This is a genomic window from Paractinoplanes pyxinae (genome assembly GCF_026626335.1).
GTDB lineage: Bacteria > Actinomycetota > Actinomycetes > Mycobacteriales > Micromonosporaceae > Actinoplanes > Actinoplanes pyxinae.
The window spans coordinates 73,647-89,460 of the sequence record NZ_JAPNTZ010000012.1 but is presented as its reverse complement, the minus strand read 5'-3'; the positions used below and the strand labels follow the sequence as shown (position 1 = coordinate 89,460).

Genomic DNA, 15,814 nt, shown 5'->3' with positions numbered 1-15,814 from the left:
GGATCGATGTCCCTCAGGAGAGGAACGACCTTGAATTTCCGCAAGCGCTCGCTCCGGGTCGCCACGGTCGTGGTCGGCGGTGCCGCCGTGGCCGGCGTCGCCTGGATCGCCCTGCCGGCCAACGCGGCGGCCAACGGGATCGTCTCGATCGTCGACTCCAACGTCGTCAACTACAAGGCGGCTCCGGGCACGTCCAGCGTCGTCACGATCACCCGCACCGGCAACACGGTCATCGTCGACGACGGCCCCGGCATCGATCCCGGCGCGGGCTGCGTCTGGGTCTACGGCGACAAGACCCAGGTCAGCTGCACCCCGAAGGTCCCGGTCAACTGGATCCGCGTCGACCTGGGCGACCGCAACGACATCGTGGTCAACCGGACCGACCTCGGCATGACCGCCCGCACCGGGTCCGGCAACGACCGGATCACCGGCGGCCCCAAGCGCGACGACGTCTACGCCGGCGACGGTGACGACGTCATCCAGAGCAACGGCGGCAACGACGTGCTGCGCGGCGACGCCGGCAACGACCTGGTGATCGGGGGCGACGGCGACGACACCCTCTCCGGCAGCACCGGCAACGACACACTGAACGGTGGCGCCGGCAACGACGGCACGTCCTACGGCGGCCCGGGCGACGACGTCATCTACGGCGGCGACGGCAATGACAAGAACTTCAACGGCGGCCCCGGCAACGACAAGATCTACGGCGGCGAGGGCAACGACACCCTGTACGGCGACGAGGACAACGACATCGTCGACGGCGGCAACGGCGAGGGCTGGCTCTGGGGCGGCGAGGGCGACGACCAGCTCACCGGGGGCAGCGCGGACGACTACATCCTCGGTGATCAGGGCAACGACCGGGTCGCCGGGGGCAACGGCCGCAACATCATGCACGGCGGCCCCGGCAACGACACGCTCACCGGCGGCACCGGCGTCGACCACTTCGCCGGCGGGTACGGCAACGACGTCATGAACGGCGGGTCCGGCGAGAACTACTTCGACGAGGGCACCGACGTGCCGGCCGGCACGGCCGACGCCGACACGTTCATCGGCGGTCCCAACATCGATGTGCTGATCTACGACCTCCGCACCACGAACATCACCGCCGACGCCGACGGTGTCCAGGGCGACGACGGCGCGCCCGGCGAGGGCGACACCATCGACCCGTCGATCTCACACATCTGGGCCGGCTCCGGCAACGACCGCCTGACCGGCACGGCGGGCGCCGACACCCTGAAGGGCGGCCCGGGCGACGACACCATCGCGGCCGGCGCCGGCGACGACGCCCTGTGGGGCGAGGCCGGCACCGACAACCTCGACGGCGGCGCCGGGGACGACTTCTGCGCCGACCCGATCGCGGCGGGCGAGACCGTCGTCAACTGCGAGTACGGCAGCGGCGCCCCGGCCCTGCGATCGAGCAAGGCGACCAGCGTCCGGGCCGACCAGCTCAAAGAGATGGAACGCCTCGAGCGTGAGGTGAAGGCAGCGCGTCGCTAGTCGAGTTCGGCGAGACGAGGAACGGCCGCTCCGCTCGGGGCGGCCGTTTCCTGTCCGAAAGGATGATCGTTCGGGACAGCGGGACGGTCCCGTACCGTCCTATGCTTCGTCGGTCTCCACAACAGACTCGCGAGGAATCCCCGATGCGCCTTTCCCGGGCCGGCCTGGCCCTGCTCACCTTCGGTGCCGTGGCCGCTGTCGCCACCCCCGCTCACGCCGCTACGAACGGCGTCGTCGCCGTGGTGTCGTCGACCGTGATCGAATACCCGGCCGTGTCCGGCCGCACCAACAACGTGGTGCTGACCCGATCGGGCAACACCATCACCGTCGACGACACGACCGCCATCCGGCCCGGTTCGGGCTGCGCACGGATCGACAGCACCAAGGTGCGCTGCACGACCCGGAGCGCGCCGACGATGGTGCGGGTGATTCTGGGCGACGGCAACGACTCGGTGACCAACAAGGCCGACATCGTTCTGGCCGCGAGCGGCGGCACCGGCAACGACAAGATCCTCGGCGGTCCGCGGGCCGACATCCTCAACGGCGGCGCCGGCGCGGACACCATCGGCGGCCTGGCCGGCAGCGACCGGATCAACGGCGAGTCCGGCAACGACTATCTCTCCGCGAGCACCGGTGACGACCAGGTCAACGGCGGCGAAGGCAACGACCGGCTCTTCGGCAGCGACGGCAACGACCACCTGTCGGGCGACGCCGGCGACGACATCGAGGACGGCGGCAACGGCGACGACTTCTTCGAGCAGGTCGTCGAGGAGAGCCCGGTGCTGACCGACGCCGACCGGTTCATCGGTGGCGCGGGCCTGGACGTCATGTTCTATGCCCTGCGCGAGAAGCCGGTCATCGCGGACCTCGACGGGGCCAGCCGCGACGACGGCTACGCCGGGGAGCACGACAGCATCGGCTCCGACATCGAGAGCATCTACGGCGGCAACGGCAACGACCGCCTGACCGGCAACGGCCACAGCGAGATGCTCTACGGCGGCAACGGCAACGACGTGCTGGCCGGCAACGGCGGCAACGACTACCTCGAGGGCGGGCCCGGCAACGACTACCTGAGCGGGGCCGCCGGCAACGACACCCTCCTCGGTGGCCTGGGCAACGACACCCTCTACGGCCTGAGCGGCGTCGACACGATCAACGGCGAGGCCGGCAACGACCGCTTGTACGGCACCGACGGCACCGCCGGCGACCGGATCAACGGCGGCTCCAACGCCACCGCCACCGGCGACACCTGCTACCGCGACGCCACCGACCGCGTTACTGCCTGCGAGCGCCCGTGAAACTCACCAGAAAGACGCGGCGGATCACCGCGGCCACGCTCGGCGTAGGTGTCGCGGCGGTGGCCTGGGTGGCCCTGCCCGCCGAGGCCGCGACCGCCGGCACGGCCGACGTGACACAGTCGACGATCGTCCGCTACCGGTCGGCGCTGAAGCAGACCCACAACGTCGTCATCACCCGGTCCGGCCGCACGGTCACGATCGACGACGTCGTCGCGATCACGCCCGGCTCCGGCTGCGCGGCGGTCAGCGGCGACAAGACGAAGGTCCGCTGTACGCCCGGCAAGAACCCCACCTGGCTGCTGGTCAACCTCGGCGAGTACAACGACGTGCTGGTCAACAAGGCCGACATCTCGATGACCGCCTACGGCGACCTCGGCAACGACCGGATCACCGGCGGATCCAAGCGCGACGTCCTCAAGCCCGAGGAAGGCAACGACACCGTGTCCGGCCTCGGCGGCAACGACGAGATCGACGGCTCCAACGGCAACGACACGTTGTCCGGCGGCGACGGGGACGACGTGCTCATGGGATGGTTCGGCAACGACCGGCTGTCCGGTGGCAACGGCAACGACCAGCTGTACGGCTTCGAAGGCAACGACATCGAGGACGGCGGCGCCGGCATCGACTACCTCGGGCAGGACACCGACCCGACCGGCTCCGACGCCGACGCGCTCTACGGCGGCCCGGGCCAGGACACTGTCTGGTACGGCCATCGGAGCAAGGGCGTGGTCGCGGACGCGGACGGCGTCAAGGGCGACGACGGCCGGCCCGGCGAGAAGGACAGCATCGGCACGTCGATCGAAGTCATCCAGGGTGGCAGCGGTCCGGACCGGCTGATGGGCACCGCCCGCGCCGACTTCCTGTACGGCGGGCCCGGCAACGACACGATCGGCGGGCTCGGCGGGAACGACACGCTCGAGGGCGAGGCCGGCAAGGACTACCTGAGCGGCTCGACCGGGAACGACATTCTCGTGGGCGACCACCCGGCGTACGGCGGAATCGCGGCCGACACCATGCTGGGCGGCACCGGTCAGGACACGGTCGACTACACCTGGTACCAGGCCGGGGTCGTGGTCGACCTCGACGGCGCGAAGGGTGACGACGGCAAGCCCGGCGAGGGCGACACCGTGGGCGCCGACGTCGAGCGGATCACCGGCGGCGAGGGCAGCGACCGGCTCACCGGCAACGCGGCCGACAACATCCTCGACGGCAACGGCGGTCCGGGCTCCGACACCATCGCCGGTGGCGGCGGCAATGACGACCTCAGGGGCGTCGGCCGCCTGGACGGCGGCGCCAACCGGACGTCCGACGGCGATCGGTGCTACAGCGGACCGGGTACGACCGTCATCAACTGCGAACGGTTGTGGAGCTGAGCTCCACCAGAAAACGGCCGTTCCTCCGCGGGGAGGAACGGCCGTTTCGCGTACGGGGTCAGGCGGGAGTCGCCGCGGGCCGGCGGCCCTCGACCACCTCGTCCTCGACCACCGGGAAGTGGCAGGCGGTGAGGTGCGACTGCGGGTCGTCGAGCCGGGTGATCAGCGGTGGCTCCTCCGTGGCGCAGATGTCCTGCGCCTTCCAGCAGCGGGTGCGGAACCGGCAGCCCGACGGCGGGTTGATCGGGCTCGGCACGTCGCCGGTCAGCAGCACCCGGTCACGCTGCGCGCGGTCGCGCCGGGCCGGGTCGGGCACCGGCACGGCCGACATGAGGGCGACCGTGTACGGGTGGCGCGGGTTCCGATAGAGCTCGTCCCGCTCGGCGATCTCGACGACCTTGCCGAGGTACATCACGGCTACCCGGTCGGAGATGTGGCGGACCACCGACAAGTCGTGCGCGATGAACACGTACGTCAGATCGAACTCACGCTGCAGGTCGTCGAGCAGATTGACCACCTGGGCCTGGATCGACACGTCCAGCGCGGACACCGGCTCGTCGGCCACGATCAGCTTGGGCCGCAGGGCGAGCGCCCGCGCGATGCCGATGCGCTGCCGCTGACCACCCGAGAACTCGTGCGGGTAGCGGTTGTAGTGCTCCGGGTTCAGGCCGACCAGCTCGAGCAGCTCCTGCACGGCCTTCTTGGTGCCCTGCGGGGTCGGGATCTCCTGGATCTGCAGCGGCGCCGCGATGATCGAGCCGACCGTGTGCCGCGGGTTCAGCGACGAGTACGGGTCCTGGAAGATCATCTGTACGTCGCGGCGCAGCGGGCGCAGCTGCGAGACCGACTTGTGGGAGATGTCGTCACCCTCGAAGACGATCTTGCCGGCGGTCGGCTCGAGGATGCGGGTGAACAGCCGCCCGGTGGTCGACTTGCCGCAGCCGGACTCGCCGACCAGGCCCAGCGTCTCGCCCGCGCGCACCTCGAGGTCGATGCCGTCGACCGCGCGCACGGCGCCGACCTGCCGCTTGAGCAGGCCCTTGGTGATCGGGAAGTGCTTCTGCAGCCCCGACACCTCGAGCAGGTTCTCGCTCATCTTCATTAACTCCGCTCAGAGGTTCGGTAGCACTTCCTGCTGGAAGATCTCGGTGCGAGCTTCCTGAGGAAGGTGACAGGCGACCTTGTGCACGTCGCCGTGCAGCACAGGCACGTCGGTGAAGGAACGGTTGCCGTTACGCCCGGCGTACGGGCAGCGGGGGTGGAACGCGCACCCGCTCGGCAGGTTGATCAGGCTGGGCGGCGAGCCCTTGACCGGGTTGAGGCGGTCGCGCACGTCGCGGTCGAGGCGCGGCATCGAGCCGAGCAGACCCCAGGTGTACGGGTGCTGCGGGTTCCGGAAGACCTCGAGCGCCGGCCCCTTCTCGATCACCTTTCCGCCGTACATCACCAGGACGTCGTCGGCCAGCTCGGCCACCACGCCGAGGTCGTGGGTGATCATGATGACCGCGGAGCCGAACTCTTCCTGCAGGTCGCGGATCAGGTCGAGGATCTGGGCCTGCACGGTCACGTCGAGAGCCGTGGTGGGCTCGTCGGCGATCAGCAGCTTGGGGTCGTTGACCAGCGCCATCGCGATCATCGCGCGCTGCCGCATGCCGCCCGAGAACTGGTGGGCGTAGTCGTTGAAGCGCCGCTCGGGCTGCGGGATGCCGACGCGGGCGAGCATGTCGATCGCCCTCTCCCGGGCGACCTTCTTGTTCACACCGGGGTGGTGCACCCGGTAGGCCTCGACGATCTGCGACCCGACCGTGAAGTACGGGTGCATGGCGCTCAGCGGGTCCTGGAAGATCATGGCCATCTTGCCCCCGCGGAGCAGGCGCACCTGCTCGTCGGAGGCGCCGACCAGTTCCTGGTCGTCGAGCCAGATCTCGCCCGAGACCTTGGCGTTGCTGCGGGTGCGGTGCAGGCCGAGGACGGCCAGCGAGGTGACGCTCTTGCCCGAGCCGGACTCGCCGACGATGCCGAGGGTCTTGCCGGCCTCGACGCTGAACGCCGAGTCGGTGACCGCCTGCACGATGCCGTCGTCGGTCTCGAACCGGACGTTGAGGTCCTTGACCTCGAGGAAGGGGCGGGCGTTGGTGGCGCCGATGGACACGTGATTCTCCCTCAGGCCAGCCGGACGCGCGGGTCGATGAAGCCGTACACCAGGTCGACGACCAGGTTGGCGAGGACGATGAAGGTCGCGGCGATCAGCGTGACGCCCAGGATGATCGGCAGGTCGTTGCCGCGGATCGCGGTGAGCGCCTGATAGCCGAGGCCGCGCAGGTTGAAGACCGTCTCGGTCAGGACGGCGCCGCCGAGCAGGGCGCCGAGGTCGAGACCGAAGATGGTGACGATCGGGGTGAGGCCCGAACGCAGGGCGTGCTTGCCGATGACCGTACGTTCGCGCAGGCCCTTGGCCCGGGCGGTGCGCACGTAATCCTCGCCCAGCGTCTCGAGCATGTTGGCCCGGGTGAGCCGCGCGTAGGTCGCGGCGAACAGGAACGCCAGCGTGATCCACGGCAGCAGCAGTTGGACGAACCATTCGCCGGGGTTCTCGGTGAACGGCACGTAGTTGCCCTGTGGCAGCCAGCCGAGCCAATAGACGAAGATCGCCGAGGTCAGCAGGCCGGTGAAGTAGATCGGCAGGGACACGCCGGCCAGCGCCGCGCCCATCACCGACCGGTCGAGGATCGTGCCTCTTCGCAAGGCGGAGATCACGCCCGTGGAGATGCCGATGATCAACCAGAGAACCGCCGCGCCCAGGGCCAGCGACAGGGTGACCGGAAGATCGCCCATCAGCAGCGGCGTCACTTCCTGGTCGGTCTTGAAGGAGTAGCCCAGGCACGGGGCCGGGCAGTGCTGCACGTCCGGGCCGTTGGCGTAGTCCCGGCCGGCCACCAGACCCTTCAGGAACTTGCCGTACTGCACGACGATCGGGTCGTTCAGCCCCATCTTGATGCGGATGCCCTCGACCGAGGCCGCGTCGGAGGTCTTGCCGATGTAAAGCAGCGCGGGGTCGCTGCCGGTGGCCTTCGGGACCAGGAAGAAGATGCCGAAGGTCACCGCGGTGACCACGAGCAGCGTGATGACCGCGTTGAACAGACGCCGAATCAGGTATGCCAGCACGACGAGCGGCCTGTTGGACGGGCGGGCACCGGATCACTCCGGTGCCCGCCGTCACGGGCGGCCTTCACCAACCCTTCGAATAACCCTGTGGACGGTTCGGCCGAGCCGTATTACTTGCCGTCGTTGACGCCGAGGGCCTGGAAGTCCACCTGGCCGAAGGTGTCGTGGATGTAGACGTTCGTCAGCCGCGGGTTGCGGTAGTTGAGCGCCTTGGCGGAGACCACGGGAAGGTAGTAAGCACCCTCCATGATCTTGGTGTTGATCTGCTTGTAGTACTCCGCGGCCTTGGTCGGGTCGGGCTCGACGTTGGCCTTGTCGAACAGCTCGTCGATCGCGGGGTCCTTGATCTCCGGCAGGTTGTAGTTACCGTTGGCCGGGATGAAGCGGCTGTCCGACAGCGGCTGCATGTAGCCGGAGCCGGTCGGGTAGTCGGCCGCCCAGGCGGCCATGATGATCCCGTAGCCCTTCTTCTTCACGTTGTCGGGCGAACCGGTGATCGAGGCCTGCTGCGCGCCGTCGTACTGGTCGATCTTGGCGTTGATGCCCACGGCCTTCAGCGAAGCCTGCAGAGCCTCGGCCGCCTTGACCTCCTGCGCGCGGTTGTTGCGAGCGGTGATGGTCAGGTCGAAGCCGTTCGGCTTGCCACACGCGGTCAGGGCTTCCTTGGCCTTGTCGACCTGCGGCTTGCCCTGCTTGCGGTTGAACGGGTCGTAGTTCGCGTCCGAGCCCGCGATGTTCTCGGGCAGCATGCTGGTGCCGATGTCGCCGGCGGCCAGCGGGCCACCGAAGGCCGCCTGCAGGGCGGTCGGGTCGGCGGCGTAGATCACGGCCTTGCGGCACTCGATGTTGTCGAGCGGCGCGACCGGGGTGATGCCCGCGTACCGCAGGAAGCCGGACACCGGGTTGTCGGCGTTCTTCTTCAGGTTCGGGTCGCTGAGCAGCTTGGTGCGGGCCGCGGCCTGCACGCCGACCTGGCCGACGTCGAGGTCGGCGGTGCCGGCCAGCAGACGGCTGTCGAGGTCGTCGGCGTTGGTGGTGATCGTCAGGTTGATCGCGTCCGGCAGCGCCTTACGGATCGGGTCGGTCGCCGGGTCCCAGTTCGGGTTGCGCACCCACGAGGCGCTCTTGCCGGGCTGGATGTCCTTGAACATGTACGGGCCCGAGGAGGCCGGCTTCTTGCCGTACTGCGCGCCGGTGTCCCGCTTCTGCGGCACCGGGCCCGAGCCGGGCATGGCGAGCAGGTAGAGGAAGTCACCGCTGGGCTTGGTCAGCTTGAAGCTGATCGTCTTGTCGTCCGGCGTGGTGACCGACTTCAGACCCAGCTTGTTGGGATCGGTGTCCTTGTACGGACCCTTGTAGGTCTTGTCCGGGTCGAGGATGCCGGGCAGGTAGACCGGGCCGCCCGAGAGGACGTCGCTGGCCCAGACCCGCTCGATGCCGTACTTGATGTCCTTCGACGTGATGGGGCTGCCGTCGTCGAACTTGATGCCGTCCCGCAGCTTGAACGTGTAGGTCAGCTTGTCCGCGCTGACCTCAGGCTCGGCGGCGGCCAGGTCGGGAGTGAGCTTGAGGCCGTCCTTGCCCGGGGCGGCCGAGTAGTCGACCAGCTTGCGGGTGTAGAGACGGTTCAGGTTCCAGACGAACGCGTAGTAACCGCGGACCGGGTCCCACGAGTCGGCGTCCTGCGACGACCACAGGTTGAGCGTGCCGCCCTTGGTGGTGCTGGGGTTGACGACGCCGGTGATCGCGGCGTTGTAGCCGGCCGCGCCGCCCGAGTTGCCGCCCTTGTCATCGCTGTCCGAGCCACCACCGCACGCGGCGGTGGTCAGCCCGAGCGTGATGGCGACGCCAGCGGCGGCCATCACCCTTTTCTTGCTTGCCACCTGTTCTCCTACCTCCTCGAACAGCGAACCCGGCCGGTCCGCGTAATAGTGCGGTGTTGATCGGCCGTCCGGCTCAGCGAGCCTTCGGGTCGAGCGCGTCGCGCAGGCCGTCACCGAAGAGGTTGAAGGCAAGCACGGTAATGAAGATCATTCCGCCCGGAATGATCATGTACATGGGGTCGATCGAGTAGAAGGTCACCGCGTCCGACAACATGCCGCCCCAGGACGGGTTCGGCGGCGGGATACCGACGCCGAGGAAGCTCAGCGCGGCCTCGGTCAGGATGTTGGTCGGGATGATCAGCGTCGCGTAGACGAGGATCGGGGCGGCCAGGTTGGGCAGCAGTTCCTTGAACAGGATGCGACCGGAGCGGGCGCCCATGCTGCGCGAGGCCTCGACGAATTCGCGTTCCCGCAGCGACAGCGTCTGGCCGCGGACGATGCGGCCGATGTAGGGCCAGCCGAAGAAGCCGATGACGCCGACCAGCACGAACACCCGGGACCAGCGGTCGCCGAAGAACAGGAACGAGTCCGGCAGCACCGAGACCAGCGCGATCGCGAACAGCAGCTGCGGGAAGGCCAGCAGGAAGTCCATGACCCGGCTGATCACCGCGTCGACCCAGCCACCGAGGAAGCCGGCGGCCAGGCCGAAGATGGTGCCGAGGAACGTCGACAGCAGGGCCGACAGGAACGCGACGGAGAGCGAGGTCTGCGCGCCGTAGAGGATGCGGCTGAAGACGTCCCGGCCCGACGTGGGCTCGACGCCGAACAGGAACTCCCGGCTGATGCCGCCGAACTTGCCGATCGGCGTGCTGAAGGTCGGGTCGATCTGATCGATGTGGTACTCGTCGATCGGGTGCCCGAACCACTTCGTGAGCACGGGAGCCAGGACGGCGACGATGATCAGGAAGATGACAACGATGGCACCAGCCATCGCGACTCTGTCCTTCTTGAGCCGGCGCCAGGCGATCTGCTTGAGAGATCGACCCGCGATCGCCTGCTCGCCATCACGATCGCCGGCCGCGTCGGCAGCAGGCGCCGTCGTCTCATCCGTGATCGACGCCTCTGGGCCTAGCGACATCTAAGCGCCGGTCCTCTCCCGGCGGCCGGACGTGCATGAGTCCACGGCCACCGGCGCAGAGTTCGGCGAAGAACCCGCGAGACCGGAGGGCGATGGCCCACGCAGCGAACGGCAACCGATCGGTTATCGCATGCCTCGAGTGCCGACCCTCGTAACGCGACGGTCAGATCAGACCCACGCCACGAAGGCACTCGACGGCGGGTGTGCCGCCATCGGAGGAACACTCACCTACTGCGGTGCTTCAGGTCAAGTTCACCGAGCGCACACGACCAGTTCCGTGTCCCCGCCGTGATGTGACCGTGACCTGAGCTGCCGACCAATCGGAAACTACCGGGTAGAAGGTCTGCGAGCAGCGATTCCGGACCAAAACGCTATCTCATTGTGATCATACGATCACGTTATGTACCGCTAGACCGCGCGCCGACCCTCGAAAGCGCGACCGAGCGTAATCTCGTCCGCATACTCCAAGTCACCACCAACCGGCAAACCACTTGCCAGACGTGTGACGGCGATCCCCATCGGCTTGACCATCAACGCCAGGTAGGTGGCGGTGGCCTCACCCTCGGTATTGGGGTCTGTGGCGAGGATCAACTCCTTGACCTCGCCGGTGCCGAGCCGCATCAGCAGCTCACGGATCTTCAAGTTGTCCGGCCCGATGCCCTCGAGCGGATTGATGGCCCCGCCCAGCACGTGGTAGCGGCCCCGGAACTCGCCGGTCCGCTCGATCGCCACGACGTCCTTGGGTTCCTCGACGACGCAGAGCACCTCGTTGGTGCGGCGGGTGTCGCGGCAGACCCGGCACTGCTCCGACTCGGCCACGTTGAAGCAGGTGGTGCAGAAGCGCACCAGCTCTTTGACCTTGCGCAGGGCGGTGGACAGCCGGTTGACGTCGGCCGGGTCCGCGGACAGGACGTGGAAGGCGATCCGCTGGGCGCTTTTCGGGCCGACGCCCGGCAGCCGCCCCAGCTCGTCGATCAGGTCCTGGATGGCGCCTTCGTACACGCGATCAGAACCCCGGCAGGCTCAGGCCACCGGTGGCCGGCCCCATCTTTTCCTCGGTGAGCTCACGCTGCGCCTCGGCGGCGTTGTGGATGGCGGCGAGAACGAGGTCTTCCAGCGTCTCGACGTCGTCGGGGTCGACCGCCTTGGGGTCGATCTTCACCGACTTGTACTCCCCGAGCCCCGTCACCGTGACGGTGACCAGCCCGCCGCCCGCGGTGCCGGTCAGCTCGGCCGCCGCCAGCTCAGCCTGCGCCTGCGCGACCTGCTGCTGCATCTTCTGCGCCTGCTTCATGATCTGCTGCATGTTCGGCTGTCCGCCCGGGCGCATGGCACCGCTCCTCAAGTTCCGCTCAAAGTCCGCAAACGTGCAAGCCCGTCAATCCCCACAACGTCCCGCACGTAATCGCCGCCCAGCGTAGCCGCCCCTGGCCCGCACGACACCAAGCGCCACTCCCGACACACCCGCCCTCCAGCCCCTAGGCCGGCCAGGCGCGGGTAGAGCGAGGCGGCCAACGCCCGCGCCAGTGCTGCGCCAGGGTCAAACCCTTCCCGCCGTACGCGGCCAGAGGCGCCCAACCCGCCGGGCCGCAGCCAGTCCGGCCGACCCATCGCCGCTCCCCGCGCCGCCTCTCAGCTCTCGCCGATCTTCTCGGCGCCGAAGGCCTCTTGCAGCAGACGCATGGCCATCTGCTCGCCGCTCTCGCGTGCGGTCTTCTCGTCGATCACTTCGTCGAGCGGTTCGTCACCGGGGTCGAAGCCCTCAAACTTCGCCCCGCCCGACGGAGGCCCGTCGAACTCGGGGTCATAGGGCGCTTCCTCGGTCGGCGACCCGTCGGACCAGGCGTCGTTGGCCGGCTTCGCCGCTGGTCGGGGACCCGCGGGGCCACGCGCTCCAGCCGCGGCAGCCCGAGCAGCGGCGAGACCACCCCCAGCCGCGGCGGCACGCCCGGCACCGGCCTGCCCACCGCCCGCACTGGCCGGTCCGGCGCCGGCGGAACCGCCCGCGCTCGCCGGCGGGCTCGAGGCCGGTGCAGCACCGGCCGCCCTGGCTCCCGCCCGAGCCGCTGCGGCCCTGGCCGCAGCGACAGCCGCGCTGCCGGCCGAACTAGGGCTTTCCGCACCACCGGCCGCGACCCCGCCTGCTGAGCCACCGCCGAACCGGTCGCTCTGTCCGGGTCCGTCACTACCGGGCTCGGCGACCCCACCGGTTCGGTTGCCGCCGACGTCCCTGTTTCCCGCCGAGTCACCAGCGAAAGCACCCGGGCCGCCGGCACGCGCCGTCTCACCACTGGCGACGTTTCCGCCGGCCCCATCACTGTCAGAGTCGTGGCTCTCGGAGCCGATCATTTCCGGGCGTGTGCCGATGCCCGAACTGTCGACAGCACCTGAGATATCAGGAACAGCACCGGATACCACGGCGTCTTCGGAGCCGGCATGCGAAGGAGCGCCCGACGCAACCGGGCGGGCGGCTTCGGAGCCGGCGTGCGCAGGAGCGCCCAACGAAACCGAGCGGGCATCATCACCGGCGGCCGCGGCCTCCGGGTCTTCCGAGCGCGCCGGAGCGCTGACGGGGATCGCGCGGACTTCGGGCCAGTCCTCGTCGTCGTCCTCGACCGGGGTGGCCGGGGCGGTGGCGAGACTGCCGGGCTGGGCCGGCGCCGGCCAGTCGTCGTCTCCGCCGGAGGCGGGGGCCTCCGGCTGCCGTCGCTGAGTGTGCGGGGCGCGACCGGCCGCGGCAGGCTGGACCGCCGGCTGCGCTGCCCCGGAGGGAGCAGCACCGGCCGGGGCCACGTTCGAAGGGGCAGCCGCACGGGCCGCCGCCGGACGCTGGGCAGCCGCATCCGGCCGCTGACTCGGCGCAGGTTGGTTGCGCCCCTGCCCACGCCCCCCGTTCGCCGGCCCGCCGCGACCCGGCCCCGAACCACCCGCGGCCCCCGCGACCTCGCAGCGAATCTCCCACTGCCCGCCAAGCACCTCGTAGAGCGCGTTGACGATCAGCGCCGCACCCTGCGTGATCCCCTGCGCATGCCGCGGAGACGGCACGGTCAGGATGAGGGTCTCGCCTTCCAGCTCACGCACGGTCGCGTCGGCCGCCATGGCCCGCAGCACCACACCGCGCGGCTGCTTCCTGACTTCGGCCAGCACCTCAGGCCAAACCTGCCGAACAGCGTGCGCCGTCAACTGCCCCGGCCCGGCCGCAGCCGCCTCGACCGCCGCAGCCCCCGGCTCCTCCGGCGCATCCGGCAACACCCCCACCGGCTCGGACCGCCGCGCCGACGGCTCTTGCTGCCGAACAGGAGCGTCCGGCTCAGGCAGCCCGGCCGAATCCTGAGTCGTAGGCGAAGTGCTCGAAGTTTCGACGCCTCGCGCGGGCGTGCCGGACAGCGAGACCGGGTTTGCGGGCATGCGCTCGCCGTTCGAGGCGCCATGGTCCGGCTCTGATTGTGGAGCGAGCGCCGTCGCCGAGGAGGGCTGGACGCCCTCGGAGTAAGCATCGTCGGGCTCGTCGTCCCACGGCGGCTCGTCGTAGTCGGGCTCGGGGGCGCCCACACCACGACCGTCGACCGCCGCACCACCGGCGGACCCTGCAGCGACGTCGTTCCAGTCCGGCTCCGGGCTCGTGCCCGCCGAGGCAGAAGCGGACGGAACGCCGCCAGCCGAGCCGGCTGCAGCATGAGCGGCGCTGGACGGGCCGGCACTAGCTTGAGCAGAGCCAGCCGCTGGCGGTGCCGACACCGAGCCAGCACCCGCAGGCGCCGCCGAAACGGGCGCAGCAGAGGCTGGCGCCGCCGAAACAGGAGCGGCTGGAGCCGGCACAGCCGAAACGGGCACAGCTGAAACAGGAGCGCCCGAGCCGGGGGCCATCGAAGCAGGAGCGGCCGAAACGGGCGCAGCCGAAACGGGCGCAGCCGAAACGGGCGCAGCCGAAACGGGCGCGGCTGAAACCGGCGCCGCCGGCACAGGAGAGGCCGACAAGGGTTCAGCTGAAACTGAAGCGCTCGAGCCAGGAGCCGTCGAGGCAGGCGCGGCCGAGACGGGAGCAGCCGAGGCAGCGGCGGGCGGAGTGTTCGACTGCCCGCCGGACGGGCGACCACCCCCGCTTCCGGCCCGGCGGGCGGCAGCGGCAGCCGCCGCCCGAGCCGCGGACAACCCGGAACCCCCGCCGGAAGCGGAACCGGAAGCGGGCGCAGGAACATCCGGCCGCACGAGCGCGGCGATGTCCGGCCGTGCCGGTGCGGCAGGTGCGGCGGCGGGCGCCTCGCCGGCTGGCAGCGGGGGGAGCTCGCCGCCGCCCAGGGTGAGGCGGCGTTCCATGCGTTCGAGACGTTGGAGCAGGGCGCCGGTTGAATCCTCGGCGCCGGGCAGCAGCATGCGCGCGGTAATCAGCTCAAGCAGCAGGCGCGGGGCCGTCGTGCCGCGCATGTCGACCAGGCCGTTGTGCACGATGTCGGCGCAGCGGGAGAGCGTCGCCGGGCCGAGCCGCGCGGCCTGGGCGCCCATCGCCTCGAGCTGGTCGGCCGGGCCGTCGATCAGGCCCTTGGACACCGCGTCGGGCACCTGCTGCAGCACGATCAGGTCGCGGAAGCGCTCGAGCAGGTCGGACGCGAACCGGCGGGGGTCGTGGCCGGCCTCGGCCACCCGGTCGATCGTCGAATAGGCGGCCGCGCCGTCGCCGGCCGCGATCGCGTCGCACATCTCGTCGAGCAGGGTGACGTCGGTGACACCGAGCAGCGCGATCGCCCGGTTGTAGCTGACCCCCTCGGGCCCGGCGCCGGCGATCAGCTGGTCGAGAACGGACAGCGTGTCACGCGCGCTGCCCCCGCCGGCCCGCACCACGAGCGGGAACACCGAGGGCTCGACCTGGACGCCCTCGGCCTCGGTGAGCTGCTGCAGATAGGGGCGCAGCACCGCGGGCGGGATCAGCCGGAACGGGTAGTGGTGGGTGCGCGACCGGATCGTGCCGAGCACCTTTTCCGGTTCGGTGGTGGCGAAGATGAACTTCACGTACTCGGGCGGCTCTTCGACCAGCTTGAGCAGCGCATTGAAGCCGGCCGACGAGACCATGTGGGCCTCGTCGATCACGTAGATCTTGTAGCGGCTGCTGGCGGGGGCGAAGAACGCTTTTTCCCGCAGCTCGCGCGCGTCGTCGACACCACCGTGGCTGGCCGCGTCGATCTCGATGACGTCGATCGAGCCGGCGCCGTCGTTGGCCAGCGAGCGGCATGAGGCGCAGACCCCGCACGGCTCGGGCGTCGGCCCCTGCTCACAGTTGAGCGAGCGGGCCAGGATGCGGGCGCTGGACGTCTTGCCGCAGCCGCGCGGGCCCGAGAAGAGATAGGCGTGGTGCAGCCGCCCGCTGCGCAGCGCCTGCGACAACGGCTCGGTGACGTGCTCCTGGCCGATGACCTCTGCGAACGTGCGCGGACGGTACTTGCGGTATAGCGCGAGTGCCACTGGTGCCCCTCCTCGACGACCGCGCCATTGTCCGTCGGGGGTACGACAAGAACCAACCCCGGT

11 protein-coding genes are annotated in these 15,814 nt (G+C 69.8%); 3 read left to right on the top strand and 8 right to left on the bottom strand.

The annotated features are described in order from the left end of the window. The first annotated feature begins 30 nt into the window (after positions 1-30). The 3 genes from OWR29_RS31350 (at position 31) to OWR29_RS31340 (ending at position 4,168) form a co-directional block, all read left to right on the top strand. Positions 31-1,497 carry a calcium-binding protein gene (locus OWR29_RS31350; protein WP_267566987.1) on the top strand — a complete coding sequence of 489 codons (1,467 nt, stop codon included), beginning with the start codon at positions 31-33 and terminating at the stop codon, positions 1,495-1,497. 143 nt (positions 1,498-1,640) lie between these two features. After that, positions 1,641-2,795, top strand: coding sequence for a calcium-binding protein (locus tag OWR29_RS31345; protein ID WP_267566986.1), 1,155 nt, complete (start codon positions 1,641-1,643; stop codon positions 2,793-2,795). Beyond that, entirely contained in the window at positions 2,792-4,168 is a 1,377-nt protein-coding gene (locus tag OWR29_RS31340; RefSeq protein WP_267566985.1) for a calcium-binding protein, read from the top strand. Before OWR29_RS31345 ends, OWR29_RS31340 begins: the two co-directional genes overlap by 4 nt. Before the next feature lie 58 nt (positions 4,169-4,226). Here the strand turns inward: OWR29_RS31340 and OWR29_RS31335 are convergent, their stop codons facing one another. From OWR29_RS31335 to OWR29_RS31300, 8 genes are all read right to left on the bottom strand, one after another. Then, positions 4,227-5,264, bottom strand: a complete 1,038-nt coding sequence (locus OWR29_RS31335) for an ABC transporter ATP-binding protein (protein WP_267566984.1) — start codon at positions 5,262-5,264, stop codon at positions 4,227-4,229. A gap of 15 nt (positions 5,265-5,279) precedes the next feature. After that, a complete protein-coding gene (locus OWR29_RS31330) occupies positions 5,280-6,320 on the bottom strand; it encodes an ABC transporter ATP-binding protein (protein WP_267566983.1) in 1,041 nt (346 codons plus the stop codon). Between the two features lie 11 nt (positions 6,321-6,331). Continuing rightward, positions 6,332-7,333 (bottom strand): ABC transporter permease, encoded by a 1,002-nt coding sequence (locus OWR29_RS31325; protein ID WP_267566982.1) that lies wholly within the window; start codon positions 7,331-7,333, stop codon positions 6,332-6,334. A 110-nt stretch (positions 7,334-7,443) separates the two neighbouring features. Then, positions 7,444-9,195, bottom strand: a complete 1,752-nt coding sequence (locus OWR29_RS31320; RefSeq protein ID WP_267566981.1) for an ABC transporter substrate-binding protein — start codon at positions 9,193-9,195, stop codon at positions 7,444-7,446. Positions 9,196-9,289: 94 nt separating this feature from the next. Continuing rightward, entirely contained in the window at positions 9,290-10,294 is a 1,005-nt protein-coding gene (locus tag OWR29_RS31315; RefSeq protein ID WP_267566980.1) for an ABC transporter permease, read from the bottom strand. A 408-nt stretch (positions 10,295-10,702) separates the two neighbouring features. Next, entirely contained in the window at positions 10,703-11,296 is a 594-nt protein-coding gene (gene recR, locus OWR29_RS31310) for a recombination mediator RecR (protein ID WP_267566979.1), read from the bottom strand. Positions 11,297-11,300: 4 nt separating this feature from the next. After that, positions 11,301-11,624 carry a YbaB/EbfC family nucleoid-associated protein gene (locus OWR29_RS31305; RefSeq protein WP_267566978.1) on the bottom strand — a complete coding sequence of 108 codons (324 nt, stop codon included), beginning with the start codon at positions 11,622-11,624 and terminating at the stop codon, positions 11,301-11,303. A gap of 302 nt (positions 11,625-11,926) precedes the next feature. Beyond that, on the bottom strand, positions 11,927-15,751 hold the full coding sequence (locus OWR29_RS31300; protein WP_267566977.1) for a DNA polymerase III subunit gamma and tau: 3,825 nt from the start codon (positions 15,749-15,751) through the stop codon (positions 11,927-11,929). Between the last annotated feature and the right edge of the window lie 63 nt (positions 15,752-15,814).